The sequence below is a fragment of the Nocardia mikamii NBRC 108933 genome, assembly GCF_001613505.1.
Lineage (GTDB): Bacteria > Actinomycetota > Actinomycetes > Mycobacteriales > Mycobacteriaceae > Nocardia > Nocardia mikamii.
In genome coordinates this window covers 197,684-222,125 of sequence record NZ_BDCM01000008.1, presented here as the reverse complement: position 1 = coordinate 222,125, position 24,442 = coordinate 197,684, and the positions used below count along the sequence as shown (strand labels likewise).

23 protein-coding genes are annotated in these 24,442 nt (G+C 68.3%); 20 read left to right on the top strand and 3 right to left on the bottom strand.

Features of this window, described 5'->3' with window-relative positions; all coding sequences use genetic code 11:
* Positions 1-11: 11 nt before the first annotated feature.
* From NMI01S_RS11530 to NMI01S_RS11520, 3 genes are all read left to right on the top strand, one after another.
* Complete coding sequence (locus NMI01S_RS11530; RefSeq protein ID WP_245716816.1) at positions 12-986, top strand: LysR family transcriptional regulator; 975 nt, start codon at positions 12-14, stop codon at positions 984-986.
* Positions 987-1,178: 192 nt separating this feature from the next.
* Positions 1,179-1,637: a MarR family winged helix-turn-helix transcriptional regulator gene (locus NMI01S_RS11525; protein ID WP_062996393.1), complete on the top strand. Its 459-nt coding sequence runs from the start codon at positions 1,179-1,181 to the stop codon at positions 1,635-1,637.
* Positions 1,638-1,735: 98 nt separating this feature from the next.
* Entirely contained in the window at positions 1,736-2,719 is a 984-nt protein-coding gene (locus NMI01S_RS11520; RefSeq protein ID WP_062996392.1) for an aldo/keto reductase, read from the top strand.
* A 3-nt stretch (positions 2,720-2,722) separates the two neighbouring features.
* Here NMI01S_RS11520 and NMI01S_RS11515 read toward each other — a convergent pair whose 3' ends face one another.
* A complete protein-coding gene (locus NMI01S_RS11515; RefSeq protein WP_062996390.1) occupies positions 2,723-3,115 on the bottom strand; it encodes a PASTA domain-containing protein in 393 nt (130 codons plus the stop codon).
* Positions 3,116-3,762: 647 nt separating this feature from the next.
* The gene (locus tag NMI01S_RS11510) at positions 3,763-4,191 is read right to left on the bottom strand and encodes a CBS domain-containing protein (RefSeq protein WP_062996388.1); all 429 of its coding nucleotides are present in this window, start codon (positions 4,189-4,191) and stop codon (positions 3,763-3,765) included.
* Between the two features lie 231 nt (positions 4,192-4,422).
* Between NMI01S_RS11510 and NMI01S_RS11505 the strand changes: the two genes are divergently transcribed.
* From NMI01S_RS11505 to NMI01S_RS11435, 15 genes are all read left to right on the top strand, one after another.
* The gene (locus NMI01S_RS11505) at positions 4,423-4,830 is read left to right on the top strand and encodes an Rv3143 family two-component system response regulator (RefSeq protein WP_157126131.1); all 408 of its coding nucleotides are present in this window, start codon (positions 4,423-4,425) and stop codon (positions 4,828-4,830) included.
* A gap of 344 nt (positions 4,831-5,174) precedes the next feature.
* The gene (locus tag NMI01S_RS11500) at positions 5,175-5,555 is read left to right on the top strand and encodes an NADH-quinone oxidoreductase subunit A (protein ID WP_036501258.1); all 381 of its coding nucleotides are present in this window, start codon (positions 5,175-5,177) and stop codon (positions 5,553-5,555) included.
* A 103-nt stretch (positions 5,556-5,658) separates the two neighbouring features.
* Positions 5,659-6,213: a NuoB/complex I 20 kDa subunit family protein gene (locus NMI01S_RS11495; RefSeq protein ID WP_030514408.1), complete on the top strand. Its 555-nt coding sequence runs from the start codon at positions 5,659-5,661 to the stop codon at positions 6,211-6,213.
* 170 nt (positions 6,214-6,383) lie between these two features.
* Positions 6,384-7,010 carry an NADH-quinone oxidoreductase subunit C gene (locus NMI01S_RS11490; protein ID WP_062996464.1) on the top strand — a complete coding sequence of 209 codons (627 nt, stop codon included), beginning with the start codon at positions 6,384-6,386 and terminating at the stop codon, positions 7,008-7,010.
* A complete protein-coding gene (nuoD, locus tag NMI01S_RS11485) occupies positions 7,010-8,341 on the top strand; it encodes an NADH dehydrogenase (quinone) subunit D (RefSeq protein WP_062996387.1) in 1,332 nt (443 codons plus the stop codon). The genes NMI01S_RS11490 and nuoD overlap by 1 nt, the downstream gene beginning before the upstream one ends.
* Positions 8,338-9,099, top strand: a complete 762-nt coding sequence (gene nuoE, locus NMI01S_RS11480) for an NADH-quinone oxidoreductase subunit NuoE (RefSeq protein WP_062996384.1) — start codon at positions 8,338-8,340, stop codon at positions 9,097-9,099. Before nuoD ends, nuoE begins: the two co-directional genes overlap by 4 nt.
* The gene (gene nuoF / locus NMI01S_RS11475; protein WP_062996381.1) at positions 9,099-10,448 is read left to right on the top strand and encodes an NADH-quinone oxidoreductase subunit NuoF; all 1,350 of its coding nucleotides are present in this window, start codon (positions 9,099-9,101) and stop codon (positions 10,446-10,448) included. Before nuoE ends, nuoF begins: the two co-directional genes overlap by 1 nt.
* The gene (locus NMI01S_RS11470) at positions 10,445-12,913 is read left to right on the top strand and encodes an NADH-quinone oxidoreductase subunit G (RefSeq protein WP_062996379.1); all 2,469 of its coding nucleotides are present in this window, start codon (positions 10,445-10,447) and stop codon (positions 12,911-12,913) included. Before nuoF ends, NMI01S_RS11470 begins: the two co-directional genes overlap by 4 nt.
* Position 12,914: 1 nt before the next feature.
* On the top strand, positions 12,915-14,774 hold the full coding sequence (nuoH, locus tag NMI01S_RS35855; RefSeq protein ID WP_084512869.1) for an NADH-quinone oxidoreductase subunit NuoH: 1,860 nt from the start codon (positions 12,915-12,917) through the stop codon (positions 14,772-14,774).
* A gap of 14 nt (positions 14,775-14,788) precedes the next feature.
* Positions 14,789-15,607 (top strand): NADH-quinone oxidoreductase subunit J, encoded by an 819-nt coding sequence (locus tag NMI01S_RS11460; protein ID WP_062996462.1) that lies wholly within the window; start codon positions 14,789-14,791, stop codon positions 15,605-15,607.
* Entirely contained in the window at positions 15,604-15,903 is a 300-nt protein-coding gene (nuoK, locus tag NMI01S_RS11455; RefSeq protein ID WP_062996378.1) for an NADH-quinone oxidoreductase subunit NuoK, read from the top strand. The genes NMI01S_RS11460 and nuoK overlap by 4 nt, the downstream gene beginning before the upstream one ends.
* Before the next feature lies 1 nt (position 15,904).
* Positions 15,905-17,809: an NADH-quinone oxidoreductase subunit L gene (gene nuoL, locus NMI01S_RS11450; protein ID WP_062996376.1), complete on the top strand. Its 1,905-nt coding sequence runs from the start codon at positions 15,905-15,907 to the stop codon at positions 17,807-17,809.
* Complete coding sequence (locus NMI01S_RS11445; RefSeq protein ID WP_062996374.1) at positions 17,806-19,455, top strand: NADH-quinone oxidoreductase subunit M; 1,650 nt, start codon at positions 17,806-17,808, stop codon at positions 19,453-19,455. Before nuoL ends, NMI01S_RS11445 begins: the two co-directional genes overlap by 4 nt.
* The gene (gene nuoN, locus NMI01S_RS11440; protein WP_062996372.1) at positions 19,452-21,077 is read left to right on the top strand and encodes an NADH-quinone oxidoreductase subunit NuoN; all 1,626 of its coding nucleotides are present in this window, start codon (positions 19,452-19,454) and stop codon (positions 21,075-21,077) included. The genes NMI01S_RS11445 and nuoN overlap by 4 nt, the downstream gene beginning before the upstream one ends.
* A 110-nt stretch (positions 21,078-21,187) precedes the next feature.
* Positions 21,188-22,012 (top strand): SAM-dependent methyltransferase, encoded by an 825-nt coding sequence (locus NMI01S_RS11435; RefSeq protein WP_062996370.1) that lies wholly within the window; start codon positions 21,188-21,190, stop codon positions 22,010-22,012.
* A gap of 15 nt (positions 22,013-22,027) precedes the next feature.
* On the opposite strand, the gene NMI01S_RS11430 is transcribed toward NMI01S_RS11435, so the two are convergent.
* A complete protein-coding gene (locus NMI01S_RS11430) occupies positions 22,028-22,600 on the bottom strand; it encodes a TetR/AcrR family transcriptional regulator (protein WP_062996368.1) in 573 nt (190 codons plus the stop codon).
* A 73-nt stretch (positions 22,601-22,673) separates the two neighbouring features.
* Between NMI01S_RS11430 and NMI01S_RS11425 the strand changes: the two genes are divergently transcribed.
* Positions 22,674-23,558, top strand: a complete 885-nt coding sequence (locus NMI01S_RS11425; RefSeq protein ID WP_062996366.1) for an SDR family oxidoreductase — start codon at positions 22,674-22,676, stop codon at positions 23,556-23,558.
* A gap of 58 nt (positions 23,559-23,616) precedes the next feature.
* Entirely contained in the window at positions 23,617-24,435 is an 819-nt protein-coding gene (locus tag NMI01S_RS11420) for a cyclase family protein (RefSeq protein ID WP_062996364.1), read from the top strand.
* The last annotated feature ends 7 nt before the right edge of the window (positions 24,436-24,442 follow it).

The following is a 24,442-nucleotide window of genomic DNA, read 5'->3' as shown; positions in this document are numbered from 1 at the left end:
ACCGTCTGTAGATGGGAACGGTGAGTGCGGTCCGAATGGAAACGTTTCTGGTTGTGGCCCGGCACAACAGCATTCGGCGCGCGGCTGCGCAACTGCACATCACCGAGGCGGCGGCATCGGCGGCGGTGGCGCATATCGAAAAGCAGCTCGGCGCGAAATTGATCGCGAAATCCGGACGCGGTATCACACTCACCGAGGCAGGGCGGGTCTATGCCGAATACTGCCGCAGCATCCTGGGTTTGATGAAGGAGGCGCATGCCGCGGTCCGCCGCGCCGAAACGGGCCGGTTGCGGATCGGCGTGGTGGCCACCGCCGGCGAATACGTACTGCTACGGCTGCTGGTGTCGTTCCGCGACCGCTATCCCGACATCGAGCTGGGGCTCTCGATCCATCCGCGTGATCTGCTGTTCATCGAATTACAGCACCACGAAACCGATCTCGTGATCGCCGGACGCCCCCCGCGCGACACCGGGCTGGTGGTGCGGGCGCGCCGGCCCAGCCGCCTGGTCGTCGTGGGAGCGCCGCGACGATGCCATGATCCGCGCACCGCGACATGGTTGCTGCGCGGCCCCGGCTCGGGCACCCGCGACACCACGCTGGCACTGCTGGACCGGCTGCAGATCCGCCCGCCCGCCCTCACCCTCGGGACCCACGGCGCCGTCCTGGCCGCCGCGCGAGAGGGGCTGGGGATCACGCTGATCCACAGCGACGCGGTGGAAGCCGATGTGGCACAGGGCAATCTGGTCGTCGTCCCGGTCGAGGGCACGCCGCTGGACCGGCCGTGGCATGCGGTGACCACCGGCACACCGACGCCGGCCGCGCGCCTGTTCGTCGCGCACATGCTCGACCCGGCTCGGGTGGGCGATCGAGCCTTCCGTCCGGTGACCGATCATCCCACCGGGCCGGTGCCGGCGATCTCCGCGTCGCCCGGCCCCGACGCGACACCGAAGCCTGGTTCGCCGACTCGGGGCACAGGCACGGCTTAGGGCGTCCGGCGGTGTAACCGTCCCGCCGCGCTCGTCCTGTTCCCGTCGAGCGCGTCCTCAGGATCCCGCCGCGGCGCCGATGAGCAGGCCGAACGCTCCCCGATCGACGGGAGAGGCATACTTACTGAATCGGATATCGCCGACGGTGCGGCTGCCGACGGTCCCAGCACACGCGTAGGAGCGACAACGCCCATGATCCAGCAGGAGCGCGCACGCAGCGCGGAGGAGCTTGCCGAAGCGGCGGATCTGTACTTCGCGCTCGGCCGGATCACTCGCCTGCTGCGGCGCTCCGGTGACCTGGGTTCGCTGAGTCCCGGCTCGGCGGCGGCACTGGGCACCCTGGTACGCAGCGGCCCGATGCGCCTGGGTGATCTGGCCGCCGCCGAACACGTCACCGCCCCCACGATGTCGCGCATCGTGTCGGGCCTGGAGAAGTACGGATATCTCGAACGCACCGCCGACCCGGCCGACGGCAGAGCCCAGTTGCTGACTGTCACCGAGCAGGCGAAATCACTGGTCAACGGCCTGACGTCGGCCCGCATCCAACGCTTCGCCGCCGCTCTCGACGATATCGATGCGCAGCAGCGGCGCATCCTGGGCGACGCATTGGCCGTGCTGGTCGCACGGCTCGACGACGACGGTTCCCGCTGACGGCTTGACTTGGAGCGCACTCCAAGTCGTAGCGTCGGCGCCGTGAGTTCGCAAGGACTCATCATTCGAACCGATGGCACCTCAGGAGGACCGCTCGCATGATCGCGACCAGGAAACTCGGCGAATTGACCGTCGGCGCACAAGGACTCGGCTGCATGGGAATGAGCCAGGCCTACGGTGTGCGCGACAACGACGCGGAGTCGATCGCCACCATCCACCGCGCCCTCGACCTCGGGGTGACCCTGCTCGACACCGCGAACGTCTACGGCGCCGGCGAGAACGAGGAGTTGGTGGGCCGGGCCATCGCGGACCGCCGCGACCGGGTGATCCTCGCGACCAAATTCGGCATCGTGTGGGGCGAGGGCGGCAGCATGGGCGCCCGGGGCGACGCCGCCTACGTCGCGCAGTCCTGCGACGAATCGCTGAAGCGGCTCGGCGTCGACCACATCGACCTGTACTACCAGCACCGCGTCGACCCGAACGTTCCGGTCGAGGAGACCTGGGGCGCGCTGTCGGAGCTGGTCACCGCGGGTAAGGTCCGCTACCTCGGCATCTCCGAGGCTTCGCCCGAGACCATCCGGCGCGCGCATGCCGTGCATCCGGTGACCGCGCTGCAGAGCGAATGGTCGCTGTGGACGCGCGGTATCGAAGAGGAAGTCCTGCCCACCTGCCGTGAACTCGGCATCGGGATCGTGCCGTTCTCCCCGCTCGGCCGCGGCTTCCTCACCGGCTCGATCACCTCGACCGCCGATCTGCCCGCCGACGACCTGCGCCGCGCGCTGCCCCGATTCGCCGACGACAACATCGACCGCAACCTCGCCGTCGTCGCCGAACTGCGCGCGATGGCGGAGGAAAAGGGCGTGACCGCAGGGCAATTGGCGCTGGCCTGGGTCCAGTCACGCGGTGCCGACGTGGTCCCGATCCCGGGCACCAAGCGCCGCTCCTACCTCGAGCAGAATGTGGCGGCCACCGAGATCGAGCTCAGCGCCGAGGATCTGGCGCGGATCGAGGCCGCTGCCCCGGCCGAGGCCTTCGCCGGGGCACGCTACCCGGAGCATCTGGCCCGCGCCGCCGGCAAGTAGCGATCAGTGCGGGACGTCGACCGTCAGCGTGACCGCGGTGTCCGCGGCGACCGGCGTCCCCGCCTCCGGCTGCTGGGCGGTGACCGTCCAAGGCGTCGTCGCGGCGCCCGGATCGTGCATCACATCGCGGCCGTCCGCGGTCGTGATACCGGTGATGTCGAAGCACAGCGCCGCACCGACGACGGTCTGCCCCAGTGACTTCCCGCGGAAGTCGGGGAGCGGGCGAGGCCAGGGCTGCGCGCCACAGTCCTGACCGCCCGCCGCGGCGACCGAACTCGATTGCGCCGCAGCAGATGTCGTGGTCGTGCTCGCCGCGTGGTCGTCTGAGGATCCGCCGCAGGCTCCGACGGCGCAGGCGAGGGCGAGCAGGGACGCGGCGAATGCGATGCGGCGCATGAATGTCCTTCGGATCGAGCGGCGTGTCCGGCGCCGCCGACCAGCGATCCGGCGCGCGTGCCACGCACCCTAATACGCGATCGGTCGCCGATCGAATCGGCTGGATCCACCACCCGCAATGGTGACGTGGTCGGCGGCCGTTCGGAACGCTCCACAGCGCGAACGCCGGGCAGTGAGTTCCGAGGGACAGCGCACGTCTCGAACCCCACCCGATACACCCGATTCCGGCATCGGCGACCTCGTGGTTCCGAACGAACCGCCCGAGGGAATTCTGCTCCGAAAACGCCGCGTACCTATCGCTTTTCACGGTTACGAACCGGTGAATATCCAATCACCGTGCGGCAATGACGAATTCGGCGAGTCGCGGCCGTCTCCAGAACGTTACCGGCCCGGTGCAGCGGCTCTACCGTCGACGAGGATGTGTTCCCGCAGAATGGAGTTGTTTCGTGCCGATCCTCGCCGCCGGTTCCGCCGTATCGAATCTGGCCGATACGGTGACCTCCCTCGCCGCCGTCACCTACCTGCCGCAGGCGTGGGGCTTGGCCTGATTCACCGGCACCGACCTCGTGCCCGGGTCCCGCCGGACCCGGGCACGGTCATTTCACGCCTGTCACGGGCACCGTCTCCCCGCCGGTCGAGCCGGAGGCTCAACCCTGCAGATAGTGCTCGAGGTGTTCGCGCTCGTCCTCCAATTCCGAGATCGCGCTCTTGACCACATCGCCGATGCTGACGATTCCGACCATTCGCCCGTGATCGACGACCGGCAGATGCCGGATCCGGTGTTCGGTCATCGTCGCCCGCAAACTCTCCACCCGATCCACCGGCGAACAGGTGTGCACGATCGCGGTCATGATCTCGGACACCGGCCGGGTCAGCAGCTGTGCGCCCTGTCTGTGCAGGCAGCGGACCACATCCCGCTCCGACACGATCCCGTCCAGTGCGCCGCCCGCACCACACACCACCACCGCGCCGACGTTGTGTTCGGCCAGCACGGCCAGCAATCGCCCGACCGTCGCCTCCGGCGCGATCGTCACCACATCGGCGCCCTTGCTGCGCAAAACCTCCGAAATTCGCATCGTCCACCGCCCTGTCGAGCCTGTCGTTGTTACGCCCTGCCGGGACAGTTCTGCCGCCGAACTGCCGCCGCTTATAAGGATCGCGCGTTTTCTCCGCGGTGACCAGCAACGATTCCGATCGGCACGATCAACCTCGCGGTGAAGTCGCCGCGCGGGCGCCACGCCCGGCGCGGGGACCGTTGCCGCCGAAGCTGCCACCGCACCCGGCCGGATGGACGTAGCATCCGAAAGGTGGCCGATGCGAACCGTCCCGCGCTGCGGGTTCTCGTATACAGCAGCGATGCCGACACCCGCCGCCAGGTGATCCTGGCGCTGGGGAAGCATCCGCATCCCGACCTGCCGCCGTTCGACTACCGCGAGACCGCCACCGCGCCGGTGGTGATCGAGCAGCTCGACGTCGGCGGCATCGACCTGGCCATTCTCGACGGGGAGGCCACGCCCACCGGGGGGATGGGGCTGGCCAAGCAGCTCAAGGACGAGATCGCCGAGTGCCCGCCCATCGTGGTCCTGACCGGCAGGGCCGACGATGCCTGGCTGGCCGCCTGGTCCCGGGCCGAGGCCGCGGCCGCCCATCCGCTGGACCCGTTCCAGCTCACCTCGGCGGTCACCACTGCTCTGAACGCCCGCCCCGCCGCCTGATCAGCGCTTTTCACGGTCGGCCGACATCTCGTCGGCCGACCGTTTTCGCGCGCCCGGGCAGGCGCGGCGCGCCCGGCCACGGGGAGACCATTGCGCTGCTTCGGTCATAAGTGACAGTTCCGAATTCGATCAAACACCGGGGCGGAACCACGAGTATTCAGAAAGAACGGTTGTAGGCTGTGCTGTAGCTCACACGAGCGTGGCTGTTGATATGAATGGCGCCCTGCCTGCCCTGTCGTTCCGCGCTCGCGCTCGAGCTGCGCTTCGGGGTGAGACTGGCCCGGCAGACGACGACGTCAGCCCCGCCTCGGCAGTTGCCGGCGAGGGAGAGGGGTTGTGCCGTTGTGAATACCCAGGTGCCGACTCTTGTACTCGGTGCGATCGCTGCCGCGTTCGCGCTGGGATCGGTGTTGCTGGCGGCCGTGATCGGGCCCAAACGCTACAACCGCGCCAAACTCGAAGCCTACGAATGCGGTATCGAACCCACCCCGCACGCCATCGCCGGCGGGCCGGGAAATGCTGCGGGACAACGTTTTCCGGTGAAGTACTACCTCACCGCGATGCTGTTCATCATCTTCGACATCGAGATCGTATTCCTGTATCCGTGGGCGGTGCACTTCGATGCCCTCGGCGTCTTCGGGTTGGCGGCCATGGCGCTGTTCATTTTCAACGTCTCGGTCGCCTACGCCTACGAGTGGAGGCGCGGCGGCCTGAGCTGGGACTGAACGCGGGCGGGCCGATCGGCCCGCCGGCACCGCATACCCAACCCGTCGTCCCGGCGTCCGCCGGGACCGAGGATTCGCACACGGAAGTGAGAGTTGATCCGAGATGGGGCTCGAGGAGAAATTGCCCAGCGGCTTCCTGCTGAGCACGGTCGAACAGTTCGCCGGATACCTGCGTAAGGGCTCGCTGTGGCCCGCGACGTTCGGGCTGGCCTGCTGTGCGATCGAGATGATGGCCACGGGGGCCGGTCGCTTCGACAGCGCCCGCTTCGGGATGGAGGTCTTCCGCGCCTCCCCCCGGCAGGCGGATCTGATGATCGTCGCCGGCCGGGTCAGCCAGAAGATGGCGCCCGTGCTGCGCCAGGTCTACGACCAGATGACCGAACCCAAATGGGTGCTTGCGATGGGGGTGTGCGCCTCCTCCGGCGGCATGTTCAACAACTACGCCATCGTGCAGGGCGTCGATCATGTTGTGCCCGTGGACATCTACCTGCCCGGCTGCCCGCCGCGCCCGGAGATGCTGTTGCACGCGATCCTGAAACTGCACGAGAAGATCCAGGAGATGCCGCTGGGTGTCGACCGCGCCGAGGCCGTGCGCGCGGCCGAGGCCGCCGCACTCGCCTCCACCCCCACGATCCGGATGGAGGGCCTGCTGCGATGAGCCTGGACGCACCCCGCAGCGCCGGCGATCCCCCCGACAGCTCAGCGGATATCGAATCCTCCTCCGGCACAAGCGCACCCGGCCCGGCAGACGAACCGGCGATCGAACCAGAATCGCGCGGCCCCTCGTCCGACCGGCCCGACGACGAGGTCATCGGCGTGCGCCGCGGCATGTTCGGCGTCCGGGGCACCGGTGACACCTCCGGATACGGGCGGCTGGTGCGGACCGTCACGCTGCCCGGGAGCACCCCCGCGCCCTACGGTTCCTATTTCGACGAGGTGGTCGCCGCGCTGGCGGAGTCGGTGGGAGACGAGGCGTTTCGCGCCGCGATCGAGAAGATCGTGGTCTTCTCCGGAGAACTGACCCTGCACGTGCGGCGCGAGCGGGTCGTCGAGGTGGCACGTGCGCTGCGCGACGACGCGGCGTTGCGCTTCGAACTGTGTCTCGGCGTGAACGGCGTGCACTACCCCGACGACACGGGCCGCGAACTGCACGCCGCCTACCACCTGCTATCGATCACACACAACCGCCGGGTGCGGATCGAGGTGTCGGTACCGGATTCGGATCCGCATATGCCCTCGCTGTTCTCGGTATATCCGACCACCGACTGGCACGAGCGCGAAACCTACGACTTCTTCGGCATCGTCTTCGACGGTCACCCGTCGCTGACGCGCATCATGATGCCCGACGACTGGCGTGGACATCCGCAGCGCAAGGACTACCCGCTCGGCGGGATCCCGGTCGAATACAAGGGCGCGCGAATTCCGCCGCCGGACCAGCGGAGGACCTACAGCTGATGAATCACACCGACATCACCGACGCCGCAACGGATCCGGTGGCCGAAAGCCCGGCGGTCACGGTCGTCGGACAGGACTGGGACGATGTGCGCGAGGCCCTCGCCGGCGCCGCAGAGGAGCGGATCGTCGTCAATATGGGACCGCAGCATCCCTCCACGCACGGCGTGCTGCGGCTGATCCTCGAGATCGAGGGCGAGACGGTCACCGAGGCGCGCTGCGGAATCGGCTACCTGCACACCGGGATCGAGAAGAATCTGGAATTCCGCAACTGGGTGCAGGGCGTCACGTTCGTGACCCGGATGGACTATCTGTCCCCGCTGTTCAACGAGACCGCCTACTGCCTGGCGGTGGAGAAGCTGCTCGGCATCACCGGCGATATCCCCGAACGAGTGAACATCGTTCGCGTCATGCTGATGGAGCTCAACCGCATCTCCTCCCATCTGGTGGCGCTGGCCACCGGCGGTATGGAACTCGGCGCCCTGACACCGATGCTGTTCGGCTTCCGCGAACGCGAACTGATCCTCGACATCTTCGAAAACGTCACCGGACTGCGGATGAATCACGCCTACATCCGCCCCGGCGGGCTGGCGCAGGATCTGCCGGCCGATGCGGTGGGCAAGATCCGAGACCTGCTGGCGCTCATGCCGAAACGGCTGCGCGATATGGAGTTGCTGCTCAACGAGAACCCGATCTTCAAGGCCCGCACCCGCGGCATCGGCTATCTCGACCTGGCCTCGTGTATGGCGTTGGGAGTGACCGGACCGGTCCTGCGTTCCACCGGGCTGCCGCACGATCTGCGCAAGTCGCAGCCGTACTGCGGCTACGAGGGCTACGAGTTCGACGTCATGACCGATACCGGATGCGACTGTTACGGCCGCTACCTGATCCGCATCAAGGAGATGAAGGAGTCGCTGAAGATCGTCGAGCAGTGCCTCGACAAACTCCGTCCCGGCCCGGTCATGGTGTCGGACAAGAAGATCGCGTGGCCGGCGGATTTGGAACTCGGGCCCGACGGACTGGGCAATTCCGCCGAACATATCGGCACCATCATGGGCACCTCGATGGAGGCGCTGATCCACCACTTCAAACTCGTCACCGAGGGCATGCGGGTGCCGCCCGGCCAGGTGTATGCCTCGGTGGAGTCCCCCCGCGGCGAACTCGGTGTCCACATGGTCTCCGACGGCGGAACCCGGCCCTATCGTGTGCATTTCCGCGATCCCTCGTTCACGAATCTGCAGGCCGTGGCGGCGATGTGCGAAGGCGGCATGGTCGCCGACGTGATCGCCTCCGTGGCCAGCATCGACCCGGTGATGGGTGGTGTCGATCGATGACAGCCGAACCGATTCCCGCGACCGCGACCGGTCGCGATCCGATCCTGCTGCAGTTGTCGCGGCGGCCGGTCCCCTATCCCCCGCAGGTGCAGGAGAATCTGCAAGCGGAGGCCCGCGAGATCATCGACCGCTATCCGCAGTCGCGCTCGGCGCTGCTGCCGTTGCTGCATCTGGTGCAGAGCGTCGAAGGCTATGTCAGCGGCACCGGGATCGCGTTCTGTGCCCAACAACTCGGGCTCACCGACGCCGAAGTGACCGCGGTCGCGACCTTCTACTCGATGTATCGCCGCACGCCGACCGGCGACTATCACGTCGGAGTCTGCACCAACACGTTGTGCGCGGTCATGGGCGGCGACGAGATCCTGGCCGCACTGACCCGGCATCTGGAGATCGACGCGGGCGAAACGACCGCGGACGGGACGATCACGCTCGAACATCTCGAGTGCAACGCCGCCTGCGATTACGCCCCGGTCGTCATGGTGAACTGGGAATTCTTCGACAACCAGACCCCGGAGTCGGCCCGCGCGCTCGCCGACGCGCTGCGATCCGGACGCGAGGTCACCGGCACGCGCAGCGGCGCGCCCCTGTGCAGCTTCCGCGATACCGCCCGCATTCTCGCCGGATTCCCGGACCGGCGGCCCGACGCCAACGACGGTGCCCCCGGAGAACCCACGCTCGCCGGACTGCGCGCGGCAATCGAACCATCGACACCCGCTGCGCCGCAGCATGGTTCGGACACCGAACAGGGGGAACGGTGATGACGCTGGCGCCCGTACTCACCCGCTACTGGGATCAGCCGCGGTCGTGGACCCTCGACACCTACCGGGCACACGACGGTTATCGCGGCTTGTCCCGTGCCCTGGGCATGCATCCCGACGAGGTCATCGCCACGGTGAAAGACGCCGGACTGCGCGGCCGCGGCGGTGCCGGATTTCCCACCGGCATGAAATGGGGGTTCATCCCGCAGGATCCCGAAGGGTCGCCGGCAGCAGGTAAGCCGCACTACCTGGTCGTCAACGCCGACGAATCCGAACCCGGCACCTGCAAGGACATCCCGTTGATGCTGGCGACTCCGCATGTGCTGGTCGAAGGCGCCATCATCGCCGCCTATGCCATCCGCGCCGCCCATGCGTTCATCTATCTGCGCGGGGAAGTCGTACCGGTGCTGCGCCGGCTCCAGACCGCGGTCGAGGAGGCTTATGCCGCAGGCTATCTGGGCCGCGACATCCTCGGCTCCGGCTTCGATCTCGACCTGATCGTGCACGCCGGTGCCGGCGCCTACATCTGCGGCGAGGAAACCGCCCTGCTGGATTCGCTCGAGGGCCGCCGCGGCCAGCCTCGCCTGCGCCCGCCCTTCCCCGCCGTCGCCGGCCTGTACGCGTGCCCGACGGTGGTCAACAATGTGGAGTCGATCGCGAGCGTGCCGGCCATCATGACCAACGGCGTCGAATGGTTTCGTTCGATGGGTTCGGAGAAATCGCCCGGCTTCACCCTGTATTCGCTGTCCGGACACGTCACCCGGCCGGGCCAGTACGAGGCGCCCCTCGGTGTGACGCTGCGCGAACTCCTCGGACACGCCGGCGGTGTGCGCGCCGGGCACACCCTGAAGTTCTGGACCCCCGGCGGCTCTTCCACTCCCCTGTTCACCGCCGAACACCTCGATGTGCCCCTCGACTACGAAAACGTGGGCGCGGCCGGATCCATGCTGGGCACCAAGGCATTACAGATCTTCGACGACACCACCTGCGTGGTGCGCGCGGTCCTGCGCTGGACCGAGTTCTACGCCCACGAATCCTGCGGAAAATGCACACCCTGCCGGGAAGGCACCTACTGGCTGGTGCAACTGCTGCAGCGACTGGAGTCCGGCGGCGGAACCGAGGCCGACTTGGGCACCCTGCTCGATATCGCCGACAACATCAACGGCAAATCGTTCTGCGCCCTCGGCGACGGTGCGGCGAGCCCGATCGTGTCCTCCCTCAAATACTTTCGCGACGAATACACCGAACACATCCGGCTGGGCCGGTGCCCGTTCGATCCCGCTCGCTCGACCGCCTGGGCCGCCTCCACGGCCGGCACCGCAGCGACGCCTGCCGAAGGAGTGCGATGACCGCGACAGTCAGCCACGACAGCAGTGGCGTCATTCCACAGGATCTGGTCACCGTCACCATCGACGGCACGACGATCGCCGTGCCCGCCGGAACGCTGCTGATCCGCGCGGCCGAACTCGTCGGAATCCAGATCCCCCGGTTCTGCGACCATCCGCTGCTCGATCCGGTCGGGGCCTGCCGGCAGTGCCTGGTCGAGGTGGAAGGGCAACGCAAACCGGTCGCCTCCTGCACGATGGCCGTCGCCGACGGCATGATCGCCCACACCCAGATCAGTTCGCCGGCCGCGCAGAAGGCGCAAACCGGGGTGATGGAACTGCTGCTGATCAACCATCCGCTGGACTGCCCGGTGTGCGACAAGGGCGGTGAATGCCCGTTGCAGAACCAGGCGATATCCAGCGGTCGGCCCGAATCGCGCTTCGAGGGAGTGAAACGCACCTACCCCAAACCGATTCCGCTCTCGCCGGCGGTGCTGCTGGATCGGGAGCGGTGTGTCCTGTGCGCACGCTGCACCCGGTTCTCACAGCAGATCGCCGGTGATCCGTTCATCGAACTGATGGACCGCGGCGCACTGCAGCAGGTCGGGATCGCCGACGGCGAGCCGATGGACTCCTACTTCTCCGGCAACACCGTCCAGATCTGCCCGGTCGGCGCCCTCACCGGCACCACCTACCGCTTCCGCGCGCGCCCCTTCGACCTGGTGTCGAGCCCGGCGGTGTGCGAGCACTGCGCCGCGGGATGCGCCCAGCGCACCGACCACCGCCGTGGGAAAGTGCTGCGCCGCTTGGCCGGTGACGATCCGCAGGTCAACGAGGAATGGAATTGCGACAAGGGGCGCTGGGCCTTCGCCTACGCGAGCGAACCCGACCGGATCACCACTCCCCTGATCCGTGACGACAGCGGCGCGCTCGTTCCCGCCTCGTGGTCGGAGGCGCTCGCGCGAGCCGGTGCGGGCCTGGCCGCCGCCCGCGGCCACGCCGGAGTGCTGGTGGGCGGCCGTGCCACCGTCGAGGACGCCTACGCGTACGCCAAATTCGCGCGTATCGCGCTGGGCACCAACGACATCGACTTCCGCGCCCGCGCCCATTCCGCGGAGGAGGCCGAATTCCTGGCGGCGGCCATCGCCGGGCAGGGCGTGCGGGTGGACTACGGCGCGCTGGATTCGGCGCCGGTCGTCCTGCTCGCCGGTCTCGAACCCGAAGAGGAATGCCCGATCCTGCATCTGCGGTTGCGCAAGGCCGCCCGCACATCCGCGACCGCGATCTATTCGCTGGCCGCCTATGCGAGCCGGGGCCTGAACCGGATATCGGGCCGGTGGATCCCCACCGTGCCCGGCGACGAAGCGCGGCTGCTGCAGGCGCTGGCGGTCGCGGGCGCCGGATACGAATGCCCGCCCGATCCGCCGGGACTCGACGAACTCGCCCGCGCGCTACGCCGTCGCGGTGCGGTGATCCTGGCCGGCGAGCGGCTGGCCGCGCTGCCCGGCGCGCTGTCGGCGGTGGCGGCGCTGGCCGAGACCACCGGCGCCGCCCTCGCCTGGGTGCCGCGCCGCGCCGGCGAACGTGGTGCGCTCGAGGCGGGTGCGTTGCCCGACCTGCTGCCGGGTGGACGTCCGATCGCCAATGCTCATGCACGCCAACAGGTTCAGCGGGTCTGGCAAGTCGACGAACTGCCGACCGCACCGGGACGCGATACCGCCGCGATGCTCGACGCCGGCCGCCACCCGGGCGCCCTGCTGGTCGGCGGTGTGGAGATCGCCGATCTGCCCGACCCCCGCGCCGCCCTGGCCGCCGTCGAGGCCGCCGCCTTCGTGGTCAGTCTGGAATTGCGGCACAGTCAGGTCACCGAGCACGCCGATGTGGTGTTCCCGGTCGCCTCGGCCATGGAGAAGTCGGGAACCTATCTCACCTGGGAGGGCAGGCCCCGGCCGTTCGACGCCGCCCTCGGCGATGCGACCGTACGTCGGCAGGCGGCGCCGCTGGCCGATCATCGCGTGCTGCATTCGCTGGCCGACGAGATGGGTGTGCGACTGGGCTTGCCGACGGTCGACGCGGCCCGCGCGGAACTGGACGCCCTGGGCGCGTGGGACGGGCCCCGGCCCCAGCCGCCGGCGTATCCGTCGGCCGCGCTCCCGGAGACCGAAACCGGCACCGCCGTCCTCGCCGGTTGGCGCATGTTGCTCGACAACGGCCGCATGCAGGACGGCGAACCGAATCTCGCCGGCACCGCCCGCCGGCCGGTCCTGCGGCTGTCGCCGGCCACCGCGGCCGAAATCGGCGCGACCACCGGCGATTCGGTGCGGATCAGCACCGGTCACGGCCGCATCGTGCTGCCGCTCGACATCACCGAGATGCCCGATCGTGTCGCCTGGCTGCCGTGGAATTCGGCGGACTCGACGGTCAACGCCCGGCTCACCACCCCCCTCGGTCACCGCGTGCGCATCCAACGGGAGGAACCCCATGAGTGAGATGTCGCCGGCCGTGCTGGTCGCCGCACCGGCCGATCTGTCCGCCTTCGGCCACGACCCGTGGTGGCTGGTCGTGGTGAAGTCGATCGGCATCTTCGTCTTCCTGCTGCTCATCCCGCTGCTCGCGGTGGTGATCGAACGCAAGGTGGTGGCCTGGATGCAGATGCGGGTCGGCCCCAACCGGGTCGGGCCGCGCGGCTCGCTGCAATCCATCGCCGACGGGGTCAAGATGCTCCTCAAGGAGGACATCGTCCCGGCGATGGTCGACAAGCCGATCTTCATTCTGGCACCGATCGTCGCGCTGATTCCGGCGGTGATGGCGTTCGCGGTGATACCGCTCGGACCGGAGGTGTCGATCTTCGGCACCCGCACACCACTGCAGTTGACCGATATGCCGGTAGGGGTGCTCTACATCCTCGCGATGACCTCGATCGGGGTCTACGGCATCGTGCTGGCAGGGTGGTCGTCGGGATCGACCTATCCGCTGCTCGGCGGCCTGCGCTCGACCGCGCAGGTGATCTCCTACGAGATCGCGATGGCGGCCTGTTTCGCGGCGGTGTTCCTGCTGGCCGGAACCATGTCCACCTCCGGCATCGTGGACCGGCAGTGGGGCACCTGGAACGTGTGGCTGCTGCTGCCGTCGTTCGTCGTCTACGCGGTGGCGATGGTCGGCGAAACCAACCGTGCCCCCTTCGATCTGCCCGAAGCCGAGGGTGAACTCGTCGGCGGATTCCACACCGAATACTCGTCGCTGAAATTCGCGATGTTCATGATGGCGGAATACATCAACATGGGTACTGTCTCGGCGCTGGCCACCACGCTCTTCTTCGGCGGCTGGCACGCACCCTTCCCGCTGAACCTGTGGGACGGCGCGAATTCGGGCTGGTGGCCGCTGCTGTGGTTCACGCTGAAGGTCTGGGCATTCCTGTTCGTCTTCATCTGGTTGCGCGGGACGCTGCCGCGGATGCGCTACGACCAATTCATGAATCTCGGCTGGAAGCTGCTCATTCCGGTGTCGCTGCTGTGGGTGATGATCGTGGCGACGCTGAAGGTGGTGCAGGACAACGGCCACGACGTGCAGACCGCGGGCCTGGTGACCGCCGGGGTGGTCATCTCGCTGGGCCTGCTGGCGATGATGCTGCGCGCCGGGCGCGCCGGTGACAATCCGGCACCGGAAACAGCCGGGACACAACAGTTCTCGGACTTCCCGGTCCCACCGATGCCCGACACCGCGCCGCCCGCGACCAGAGCCGGTCTGCTGGAACCGATCGGCGGGTTCTGGGTCACCTTCGTCACGATGTTCAAGAAGAAGAACACCGAGTTCTATCCCGAGGAGAAGGTGCCCACCGCACCGCGCTATCACGGCCGCCACCAGCTCAACCGGCATCCCGACGGCCTGGAGAAGTGCATCGGCTGCGAACTGTGCGCCTGGGCCTGCCCCGCCGACGCGATCTATGTCGAGGGCGCCGACAACACCGACAGCGAGCGCTACTCTCCCGGCGAACGCTACGGCCGGGTGTACCAGATCAACTATCTGCGCTGCATCGGCTGCGGTCTGTGCATCGAGGCATGCCCGACCCGGGCGTTGACGATGACCAACGAATACGAAATGGCCGACGACAATCGCGCCGACCTGATCTACGAGAAGGACCGGCTGCTCGCCCCGCTGGGCGACGGGATGATCGCCCCGCCGCACGCCGCCTACCCGGGCGCCACCGAGAAGGACTACTACCTCGGCGCCGTTCCCGCGGCCCCCGGCACCGACCGCGATAAGGGCCTCGGCTCCACCGGGATCGCCGTGGCGCGGCAATCCGATTCCCAGGATGCGGATCTCGCGGGCGCACAGGGAGGTGCGCAGTGAATGCGGGAGTGAATATGCTTGCCGCCGAGGCGGTTACGCGAACGTCCACCGGCGAGGCCGTGCTGTTCTGGGTGCTCGCGGTGGTCGCGGTGGGGGGCGGTCTCGGCATGGTGTGTGCCCGCAAGGCCGTGCATTCGGCGCTGTGCCTGGCGGCCACCATGATCACCCTGTCGGTGTTCTACATCGCCCAGGACGCGCTGTTCCTCGGCGTGGTGCAGATCGTGGTGTACACGGGCGCGGTCATGATGCTGTTCCTGTTCGTCCTGATGCTCGTCGGCGTCGACTCGTCCGAATCGCTGCGGGAGACGCTGCGCGGGCACCGCATCGCCGTCATCGTGGTGGGCATCGGATTCGGGCTGCTGCTGATCGCGGCGATCGCTCGCGGGGTGCGCGACGATTCGGTGGCGGCCACCGGACCCGGATTCGGCGCCGACCCGATCGCGGCGCTGGCCGAACTGATCTTCGTACGCTACGTGTGGGCCTTCGAACTCACCGGCGCGCTGCTGATCACCGCCACCATCGGCGCGATGATCCTCGCGCACCGGGAACGGTTCGGTCCGCGCACCGGGCAGCGCGAACAATCGCAGCGCCGCCTGCGCGAAGGCCACCGCATCACTCCCCTGCCCACCCCCGGTGTCTACGCCCGCCACAACGCCGTCGACGTGCCGGCCCGGCTGCCCGACGGCTCGTTCGCCGAACTGTCGGTGAGCACCATCCTGCGCCATCGCCGCCGCCGCGCCCACACCGAGGCGGCGGAGATCGGCATGCGAAACGGCAACGGCGGCAACGCCGCCCACACGACCGGCGACAACGAGAGGAAGGCTCCGCGGTGAATCCGGACAACTACCTGTATCTGTCCGCCCTGCTGTTCACCATCGGCGCGGCCGGGGTGCTGGTGCGGCGCAACGCGATCGTGGTGTTCATGTGCATCGAGTTGATGCTCAACGCGGTCAATCTCGCCTTCGTCACCTTCGCCCGGCAGCACCACAACCTCGACGGGCAGGTCTTCGCATTCTTCACGATGGTCGTCGCCGCCGCGGAGGTCGTCGTGGGCCTCGCGATCATCATGACCATCTTCCGCGCCCGCCGCTCGACCTCGGTCGACGACGCCAACCTGCTGAAGTACTGACGTGGGTACCGGGAATCTGCTCTGGCTGCTGCCGGCCCTGCCCGCCGCCGGTGCACTGATCCTGCTGCTGGCGGGACGCACGAGCGACCGCTGGGGGCATTGGCTGGGCTGCGCGACCGCGGTGGCCGCCTTCGGTGTGGCGGTGTGGGCGTTCGCCGAGATGCTCGGCCGCGCCGGCGCCGATCGCGCGGTGTCGCACACCTTCTTCAGCTGGATACCGGTGGCCGGGCTGCAGGCGGAGTTCTCACTGCAACTCGATCAGCTCACGATGTGTTTCGTCCTGCTGATCACCGGCGTCGGCTCGCTGATCCACATCTACTCGGTCGGCTACATGGCACACGACCCGGCGCGGCGGCGATTCTTCGCCTACCTCAACCTGTTCCTGGCCGCGATGCTGATCCTGGTCATGGCCGACAACTATCTGGTGCTCTACCTCGGCTGGGAGGGTGTGGGCCTGGCCTCGTACCTGCTGATCGGATTCTGGCACGAGAAGCCGTCGGCGGCCGCGGCGGCGAAGAAGGCCTTCGTGGTCAACCGCGTCGGAGACATGGGTCTGGCGATAGCGCTGTTCCTGATGTTCGCCACCTTCGGCTCGGTCGATTTCGGGCACGTGTTCGCCGGTGTCCCGCAGGCGAGCGAAGGCACCCTCACGGCTCTGGGGCTGCTGTTGCTGCTGGGCGCCTGCGGTAAATCCGCGCAGGTGCCGCTGCAGTCCTGGCTCGGTGACGCGATGGAAGGCCCGACTCCGGTGTCGGCGCTCATCCACGCCGCCACCATGGTCACCGCCGGTGTGTATCTGATCGCTCGCTCGAACGCGATCTTCGACGCCGCGCCGGCGGCGCGCGCCGGCGTGCTGGTGGTCGGTGCGGTGACGCTGCTGTTCGGTGCCGTCATCGGCTGTGCGAAGGACGACATCAAGAAGGCACTGGCCGCATCCACGATGAGTCAGATCGGCTACATGGTGCTGGCCGCCGGACTGGGCCCGGCGGGATACGCCGTGGCGATCATGCATCTGCTGACCCACGGCTTCTTCAAAGCTGGATTGTTCCTCGGCGCCGGATCGGTCATGCACGCGATGAACGACGAAACCGATATGCGTCGCTACGGCGGGCTGCGCACGTATCTGCCGATCACGTTCGTCACCTTCGGGCTCGGCTATCTGGCGATCATCGGGGTGCCGCCGTTCGCGGGGTTCTTCTCCAAGGATCGGATCATCGAGGCCGCGTTCGGGTACGGCGGTGCGAACGGCATCACCCTCGGCGCCGCCGCGCTGCTCGGCGCCGGAATCACCGCCTTCTATATGACGCGCGTGATGTTGTTGACCTTCTTCGGTGAAAAGCGATGGGCTGCGGGCGAATCCGAGCCGCAGCCGCAGCCGCACGAGGCGCCCGCGGTGATGACCGGCCCGATGATCGTGCTGGCGCTCGGCTCGGTGTTCTCCGGCGGGGTGTTCGTCTTCGGCTCGTCGCTGCAGAACTGGCTGGCGCCGGTGGTCGGGACCGAACACGCCGAAAGCGCCGTGCCGGCGTGGGCGGTCACCGTGGCGGCGCTGGTCGTGGTCGCGATCGGGATCGCGGTCGCCTACCGCCAGTACGCGCGGCGCGCGGTGCCGCGCACCGCCCCACAGGACGTCACGCCGCTGACCGTCGCGGCCCGGCGCGATCTGTACGGCGACGCGCTCAACGAGGCGGCGTTCATGCGTCCGGGCACCCACCTGACCCGCTCGCTGGTATTCCTCGACAACCGCGGGATCGACGGCATCGTCAACACCACGGCCGCGGTGATCGGCGGCCTGTCGGCGCGAATCCGGCGCGTGCAAACGGGTTTCGTGCGCTCGTACGCCCTGTCCATGTTCACCGGCGCGGCCCTGGTGGTCGCGGCCCTGCTGGCGGTGAGGTTGCTGTGACGGAGTATCCCTGGCTGACCACACTGTGGGTGCTGCCCCTGGCCGGCGCCGTCGTCGTGCTGGCGGTCCCGGCCGGCCGGCGCACGCTGGCCCGGGTGACCGGACTGGTGTTGTCGCTGGCCACCATGGCCGTCGCGATCGTGGTCGCGGTGCGTTTCGATCCGAGCGGCCCGCAGTATCAGCTCGTCGAATCACATCGCTGGATACCGGCTTTCGGCGCCGGCTACACCCTCGGCGTCGACGGGATCGCCCTGGTGCTGCTGCTGTTGACCGCCGCACTGGTGCCGCTGCTGATCCTCGCCGGATGGAAGGACGACCGCGAGGCGGGCAGCGGGCGGCGGGTCGCGCACATCTACGTGGCGCTGACCCTGATCGTCGAGGCGATGGTGCTGATCTCGTTCGTCTCGCTCGACATCCTGCTGTTCTACGTGTTCTTCGAGGTCATGCTCATCCCGATGTACTTCCTCATCGGCGGATTCGGGCCCCGCACCACCGGCGCCGAATCGGCGGCCGTGGAACTGGCACTGCGGCAGCAGCGTTCGCGCGCGGCGGTGAAGTTCCTGCTGTACAACCTGTTCGGCGGCCTGATCATGCTGGCCGCGGTGATCGGGCTGTACGTGCTCACCGCGCGGGCTCATCTCGGCGGCGAGGGCGGGACCTTCGATTTCCGGGCGGTCACGGCGGCGGCGAATTCCGGGCAGCTCGGTGCCGGGCCGGCCGTGCTCAACGCGCTGTTCCTCGGCTTCATGTTCGCCTTCGCGGTGAAGGCGCCGCTGTGGCCGCTGCACACCTGGCTGCCGGGTGCCGCGGTCTCGGCCACCCCCGCGAGCGCGGTGCTCATGATGGCGGTGGTCGACAAGGTCGGCACCTTCGGGATGCTGCGCTACTGCCTGCTGCTGTTCCCCGCCGCCTCCACCACCTACGCGCCGATGATCAGCGTGCTGGCGGTGATCGGCATTCTCTACGGCGCGCTGCTGGCCATCGGGCAGACCGATGTGATGCGCCTGATCGCCTACACCTCGATCTCGCATTTCGGTTTCATCATTCTCGGCATCTTCGCGATGACCGATCAGGGTGGCGCGGGCGCGACGCTGTACATGGTCAATCACGGCATCTCGACCGCGGCGCTGTTCCTCATCGCGGGGTTCCTGGTGTCGCGCCGCGGGACTCGGGCGATCGCCGAATTCGGCGGCGTACAGAAGGTGGCGCCGATATTGGCGGGCACCTTCCTGATCGCGGGCCTGGCGACGCTCTCACTACCCGGGCTGGCGCCGTTCGTCAGCGAATTCCTCGTGCTCGTCGGCACATTCACGAGATATCCGGTGGCGGCGGTGTTCGCCACGGGCGCGTTGGTGCTGGCGGCGCTCTACGTGCTGTGGATGTACCAGCGGATGATGACCGGTCCGGTCCGCAAGGGCAACGAGCGCTTGCCGGATCTGCTGCCGCGCGAACTGGTGGTCGTGGTGCCGTTGCTGGCGGCGCTGCTGGTCCTCGGCGCGTATCCGAAACCGGTTCTCGACCGGATCAATCCGGCGGTGGCCGGCACCCTCACCACCATCGGCAAACACGATCCGGCGCCCACGGTCGCGCCGGATGCGGCGACCGTACCGGCCGCGACCACTCCGAGCGGAGGTAACCACCGGTGAATCAGTATCTGGCCGCGACGGTCCCGGCTCCCTCGATCGAATATCACGCCCTCGCCCCGATGCTCGTCGTCTTCGGTGTGGCCGTCGCCGGGGTGCTCGTCGAGGCGTTCCTGCCGCGTTCGTGGCGTTACCCGGTCCATCTGGTGCTCGCGCTGGGCGGTTTGGTGGCGGCATTGGTGGCAGTGATCGCGCTCGCGGGCACCCATGCCACGGTGGCCGTCGGCGCGGTCGCCGTCGACAATGTGACGCTGATGCTGCAGGGCACCATCCTGGTGGTCGCGATCCTCGCGGTCGCGCTGATGGCCGAACGCGGTATCGAACCGCGGCTGGCGCGCGAAAGCCGGGAGGGTCCCGGGACCTGGAGCCGGGCGGCCGCGGTGGGCTCCGGCGCGGTCGTGGTCGACGCGTTCACCCCGCAGGCCGCGGCGGTGCCGGGCAGTTCGGACGAGATCGCCGCCGCGCGGGCGGGTATCGCCACCACCGAGGTTTTTCCGCTGACGCTGTTCGCGGTCGGCGGCATGCTGTTGTTCCCCGCCTCCAACGATCTGCTGTCGCTGTTCGTCGCGCTCGAGGTGCTGTCGCTGCCGCTGTATCTGCTGTGCGGGCTGGCGCGGCGGCGGCGGTTGCTGTCGCAGGAGGCGGCGCTGAAGTACTTCCTGCTGGGCGCGTTCGCCTCGGCCTTCTTCCTGTACGGGATGGCGCTGCTGTACGGCTACGCCGGCACGGTTCGGCTGTCCGGCATCGCCGACGCGGTGGCCCGGGACTCCGGCTCGAAAACCCTTGCGGTGCTGGGTGTGGCGATGCTGGTGGTCGGGTTGCTGTTCAAGATCGGCGCGGTTCCGTTCCAGTCGTGGGTGCCCGATGTGTATCAGGGCGCGCCGACCGCGGTCACCGCGTTCATGGCCGCGGCGACCAAGATCGCGGCAGTGGGCGCTCTGCTGCGCATCCTGCAGGTCGCGGTGCCGGGGCTGAGTGCGGACTGGCGTCCGATCCTGGGAGCCGTGGCGGTGGCCACGATGGTGCTGGGCGCCATTCTCGCCGTGACTCAGACCGATGTGAAGCGCATGCTCGCCTACTCCTCCATCGCCCACGCCGGGTTCATCCTCACCGCGCTGGTGGCGGCCAATTCCGACGGGGTGTCGGCGGTGCTGTTCTACCTCGCCGTCTACGGCGTGAGCACCGTCGGCGCGTTCGCGGTGGTCACGCTGGTACGCGACCGCGTGGGAGACGAGGCCACCGCACTGTCGGCGTGGGCCGGGCTCGGCCGCCGTTCACCATGGCTGGCAACGGTTTTCGCGCTGTTTCTGCTGTCGTTCGCGGGTATTCCGCTGACCAGTGGTTTCGTCGGGAAATTCGCCGTGTTCTCGGCGGCCGCCGCCGGGCACGCGGCGTATCTGGTGATCGTCGGTGTGATCTCCAGTGCGATCGCCGTGTTCTTCTACATCCGCGTCATCGTGCAGATGTTCTTCACCGATCCGCCGGAGGCGCCGCCCGCCGTGGTCACCGCGCCGGTGACCACGATGGTCGTCATCATCACCGGCGCGGCCACACTGGCTCTGGGTATCGTGCCGCAGCCGCTGCTGGATCTGGCGAACCATGCGGTCGATTTCGTCACTGGGTGATGCCGGGAAATGCCTCGCGGACAACGGTTCTCGGTGACGCGGCACCGAAAAGCCAACGGTGGCCCTAGGATCGAGCCCGACGAGGACCTCCGCGCACAGGAACAGGTGTCATGACCGACAGCGCCGCACAGGTGGATCAATCCAAGCCGAGTATCGCCCGCGTATACGACTATCTGCTGGGCGGGCGCGACAACTACGCCGTCGACCGCAAGGTCGGCGACTACTTCATCAACGATCTGCCCGGCTCGGTCGCCATCGCCTATGCCAACCGGCAGGCCATGATTCGCGCGGTCGCCGATATCGCAGACTCCGGTGTGCGCCAGTTCATCGATATGGGCAGCGGGTTGCCGACCGTCGACAATGTGCATCAGGTCGCGCAGCGTCACCTCGACGCGCCGCGCGTGGTGTACGTGGACAACGATCCGATCGTGCTGGCCCACGGTCGCGCACTGCTGTCCGCCGACGACGACACCACGGTCATCCACGCCGATCTCCGAGATCCGGATGCCATCTTCTCCCATCCGGATCTGCAGCGGCTGATCGATTTCGACGAGCCGGTGGCGGTGATCTTCAGCGCGATCCTGCACCACCTGAACAACGACGAGAACCCGGGCGAGCTGGTGCGGTGGTGGAGCGACCGGATTGCGGTCGGCTCGCAGATCTACATCTCGCATTTCCGTTCCGGCTTCAACGAGGAGACGCAGGCCGCCGAGGAGAAACTGCAGGCGACGTTCGGGCGGGGGCGCTGGCGTTCGGACGAGGAGATCCTCGACCTGTTCGGTGATCTCGAGGTGCTCGAGCCGGGGCTCGAGATCTGCGCCCGCTGGCGGCCCGCCGAAGCCGACGCCTCGGTCTCACGCATCGGTCCCGCCGAGCGCGAACCGACCCTGTGGGAACAACTGATCGCGTGCGCCCTGGCCCGGAAAACCCACTGAGGCGCTCGCTCCGGTTCACGCGAACAGGCCGGTCCGCGCCACCGCGATGAGGCGTTGCGCGCGGTCCGCGCCGGCCTGCTCACGCGTCCAGGCCGCGGCGTTGATGAGGGTGGCGATGTCCGCGGCCGTGACCTCGGCGCGCAGCGCGCCCGCATCCCGTGCACGCTCGGTCAGTCGTTCGGTGATGCGATCCATCCTCGCGCAGTCGGCGTGCAACTCATGGTCGTCGTCGTGCGCTCCTTCGGCGAGCAGGGCGGCCAATCCCTGATAGGTGGCGGCGTGCTCGACCACGAGTGCGACCCATGCCGCCAGGTTTTCGGCGGGGTCCCCCTGCCGATCGCAGAGGTTCTCGCCGCCATCGAACAGTGTCTCGTTGCGTTCCGACAACAGCGCGGCGACCAACGCGCGGCGCGTGGCGAAATGGCCGTACAGGGTTCCGATTCCGACGCCGGCTCGCCGCGCCACCTGCTCGAGCGGCGCGTCGACGCCGCCTTCCGCGAAGACGGTATCGGCGGCCGCCAGCAGCGACTGCCGGTTGCGCCGGGCGTCGGCGCGCGGCTTGCGCCGGGTGGACGGAGTCTCGTTCACAACCAACCCTTCTAAGTCGAGGCAGCCTCGAGTTAATATTTCGAGGGTCCCTCGATTTTAGTAGGAGTTGCGCATGATCCTGGTCTTCGGCGCCACGGGTTCGATCGGCCGGCACGTGGTTCGTCACCTACGGCGCGAACACGTCCCGTTTCGAGCGTTCGTGCGGGATGCGGAGCGCGGGCGGGAATTGGGTGGGGACGTCGCGGTCGGCGACCTCGACGAGCCGGAAACGCTGACGGCCGCGCTGGCGGGCGTCGAGCGGATATTCCTGTGTTCGCCGGGCGCCGTGCCGGTCTCGGGACCGCAACCGATGATCACCCAGCAGAACGCGGTGATCGACGCGGCCGTTCGCGCGGGCGTGCGGCGCGTGGTGAAGGTATCGGTATGGGGCGCGCGGGTCGGCGGACTGCTGGCCGAGGGTGCGCACGGCGAGATCGAGGCCCACCTCGAGGCCTCCGGCCTGGAGTGGTCGGTGTTGCAGCCCAGCGGGTTCATGCAGAACTTCCTCACCGGGGCCGGTTCGTTCACCAGCAGCGGCGATCTCATCGGCGCATACGGTGACGCCCGGGTGTCCTACGTCGATTGTGCCGATATCGCCGCGTGCGCGGTGGCGCTGCTGACCGGCGCCCGGGGCGGGGGCGAGCGGTTCGTGGTGACCGGCCCGCACGCACTGTCGCATACCGAGATCGCCGCCGAATTGTCGACGGTGGTCGGGCGGACCGTGTCGTATGTGGATCTGCCGGTGCGTGAGTTCGCCCAGCGTCTGGTCGCGCAGGGGCTTCCGGCCGGGTTCGCCGACGATGTCGCCCACCTCTATCGCGAGGTGGCGGCAGGCACCCTGTCCGAAACCACCTCGGCGGTGGCCGATCTCACCGGACGACCGGCCACGACATTCGCCGAATTCCTCGATCGAGAACGAGAAGCATTGCGGCACTGGCCACCTCGCATCCCGGGCTGAGGGCGACTCGTCGTCGCCGTGCCGGGCCGCCCGGGCAGCGACTAAGCTGCCGCTCACCATGTGCGCACCTCGGATCGTCCGGATCGCCCACGACAGCGCCGATTTCCCGGCGGCCCCGTCGCGGCGCGCCTTGTCGGGCGCCGCGGGCCTCGCGGCACTGGCGGCGGCCACCGCTCCCGTCGCCCGCGCGGGCAGGGGAACCGTCGTCGACCTCACGCATCCGGTGGGACCGAATATCCCGATGTGGCCGGGCAATCCGCCGTTCGCGATGGTTCCGGTGGCATGGCATGCGCTGGGAGGTTTCGATCAGAACGCGATCGCGCTGTGGGAGCACACCGGAACACATGTCGACGCGCCGCTGCGCCGCGCATCCGGCGGGGCGGCGTCCGACTTCCCGGTGCGCGATCTGGTGGCTCCACTCATCGTGATCGACATCAGCGCGAAGGCGTCGTTCGATGTCGACGCGACGGTCACGATCGACGACATCGATGCCTTCGAGCGGATCTACGGCCGCATTCCGCCGCGTGCCTTCGTCGCCATGTATTCCGGGTGGGAGCGTCGGCTCGCCCATCCTGCGGCCTTCGTCAACCTCGATGTCGAGGGCACTCCGCATGCCCCCGGCTTCTGCGCCGAGGCCGCGGAATACCTTGTGCGCCAGCGCGATATCGCCGGCGCGGGGGTGGATACGCTCAGCCTCGACCACGCCGCCGATCTCGACTACGGCGCACACACGGCATTCCTCGGCGGCGGGCGCTACGGCGTGGAGATGGTGGCCAACCTCGGCTCGGTCCCGCCGACCGGTGCCACCGTCGTGGTCGGCGGACCCGACCATATCGGCGGTACGGGCGGGCCGTGCCGGATGCTCGCCCTCACCTGAGATCCGG

What these genes read in the sequence shown, in the direction of transcription:
- NMI01S_RS11530 (WP_245716816.1), top strand. Translation starts at nt 12, where the DNA reads ATGGGAACGGTGAGTGCGGTCCGAATGGAAACGTTTCTGGTTGTGGCC.
- NMI01S_RS11525 (WP_062996393.1), top strand. Translation starts at nt 1,179, where the DNA reads ATGATCCAGCAGGAGCGCGCACGCAGCGCGGAGGAGCTTGCCGAAGCG.
- NMI01S_RS11520 (WP_062996392.1), top strand. Translation starts at nt 1,736, where the DNA reads ATGATCGCGACCAGGAAACTCGGCGAATTGACCGTCGGCGCACAAGGA.
- NMI01S_RS11515 (WP_062996390.1), bottom strand. Translation starts at nt 3,115, where the DNA reads ATGCGCCGCATCGCATTCGCCGCGTCCCTGCTCGCCCTCGCCTGCGCC.
- NMI01S_RS11510 (WP_062996388.1), bottom strand. Translation starts at nt 4,191, where the DNA reads ATGCGAATTTCGGAGGTTTTGCGCAGCAAGGGCGCCGATGTGGTGACG.
- NMI01S_RS11495 (WP_030514408.1), top strand. Translation starts at nt 5,659, where the DNA reads ATGGGGCTCGAGGAGAAATTGCCCAGCGGCTTCCTGCTGAGCACGGTC.
- NMI01S_RS11490 (WP_062996464.1), top strand. Translation starts at nt 6,384, where the DNA reads ATGTTCGGCGTCCGGGGCACCGGTGACACCTCCGGATACGGGCGGCTG.
- nuoD (WP_062996387.1), top strand. Translation starts at nt 7,010, where the DNA reads ATGAATCACACCGACATCACCGACGCCGCAACGGATCCGGTGGCCGAA.
- nuoE (WP_062996384.1), top strand. Translation starts at nt 8,338, where the DNA reads ATGACAGCCGAACCGATTCCCGCGACCGCGACCGGTCGCGATCCGATC.
- nuoF (WP_062996381.1), top strand. Translation starts at nt 9,099, where the DNA reads ATGACGCTGGCGCCCGTACTCACCCGCTACTGGGATCAGCCGCGGTCG.
- NMI01S_RS11470 (WP_062996379.1), top strand. Translation starts at nt 10,445, where the DNA reads ATGACCGCGACAGTCAGCCACGACAGCAGTGGCGTCATTCCACAGGAT.
- nuoH (WP_084512869.1), top strand. Translation starts at nt 12,915, where the DNA reads ATGTCGCCGGCCGTGCTGGTCGCCGCACCGGCCGATCTGTCCGCCTTC.
- NMI01S_RS11460 (WP_062996462.1), top strand. Translation starts at nt 14,789, where the DNA reads ATGCTTGCCGCCGAGGCGGTTACGCGAACGTCCACCGGCGAGGCCGTG.
- NMI01S_RS11435 (WP_062996370.1), top strand. Translation starts at nt 21,188, where the DNA reads ATGACCGACAGCGCCGCACAGGTGGATCAATCCAAGCCGAGTATCGCC.
- NMI01S_RS11425 (WP_062996366.1), top strand. Translation starts at nt 22,674, where the DNA reads ATGATCCTGGTCTTCGGCGCCACGGGTTCGATCGGCCGGCACGTGGTT.
- NMI01S_RS11420 (WP_062996364.1), top strand. Translation starts at nt 23,617, where the DNA reads ATGTGCGCACCTCGGATCGTCCGGATCGCCCACGACAGCGCCGATTTC.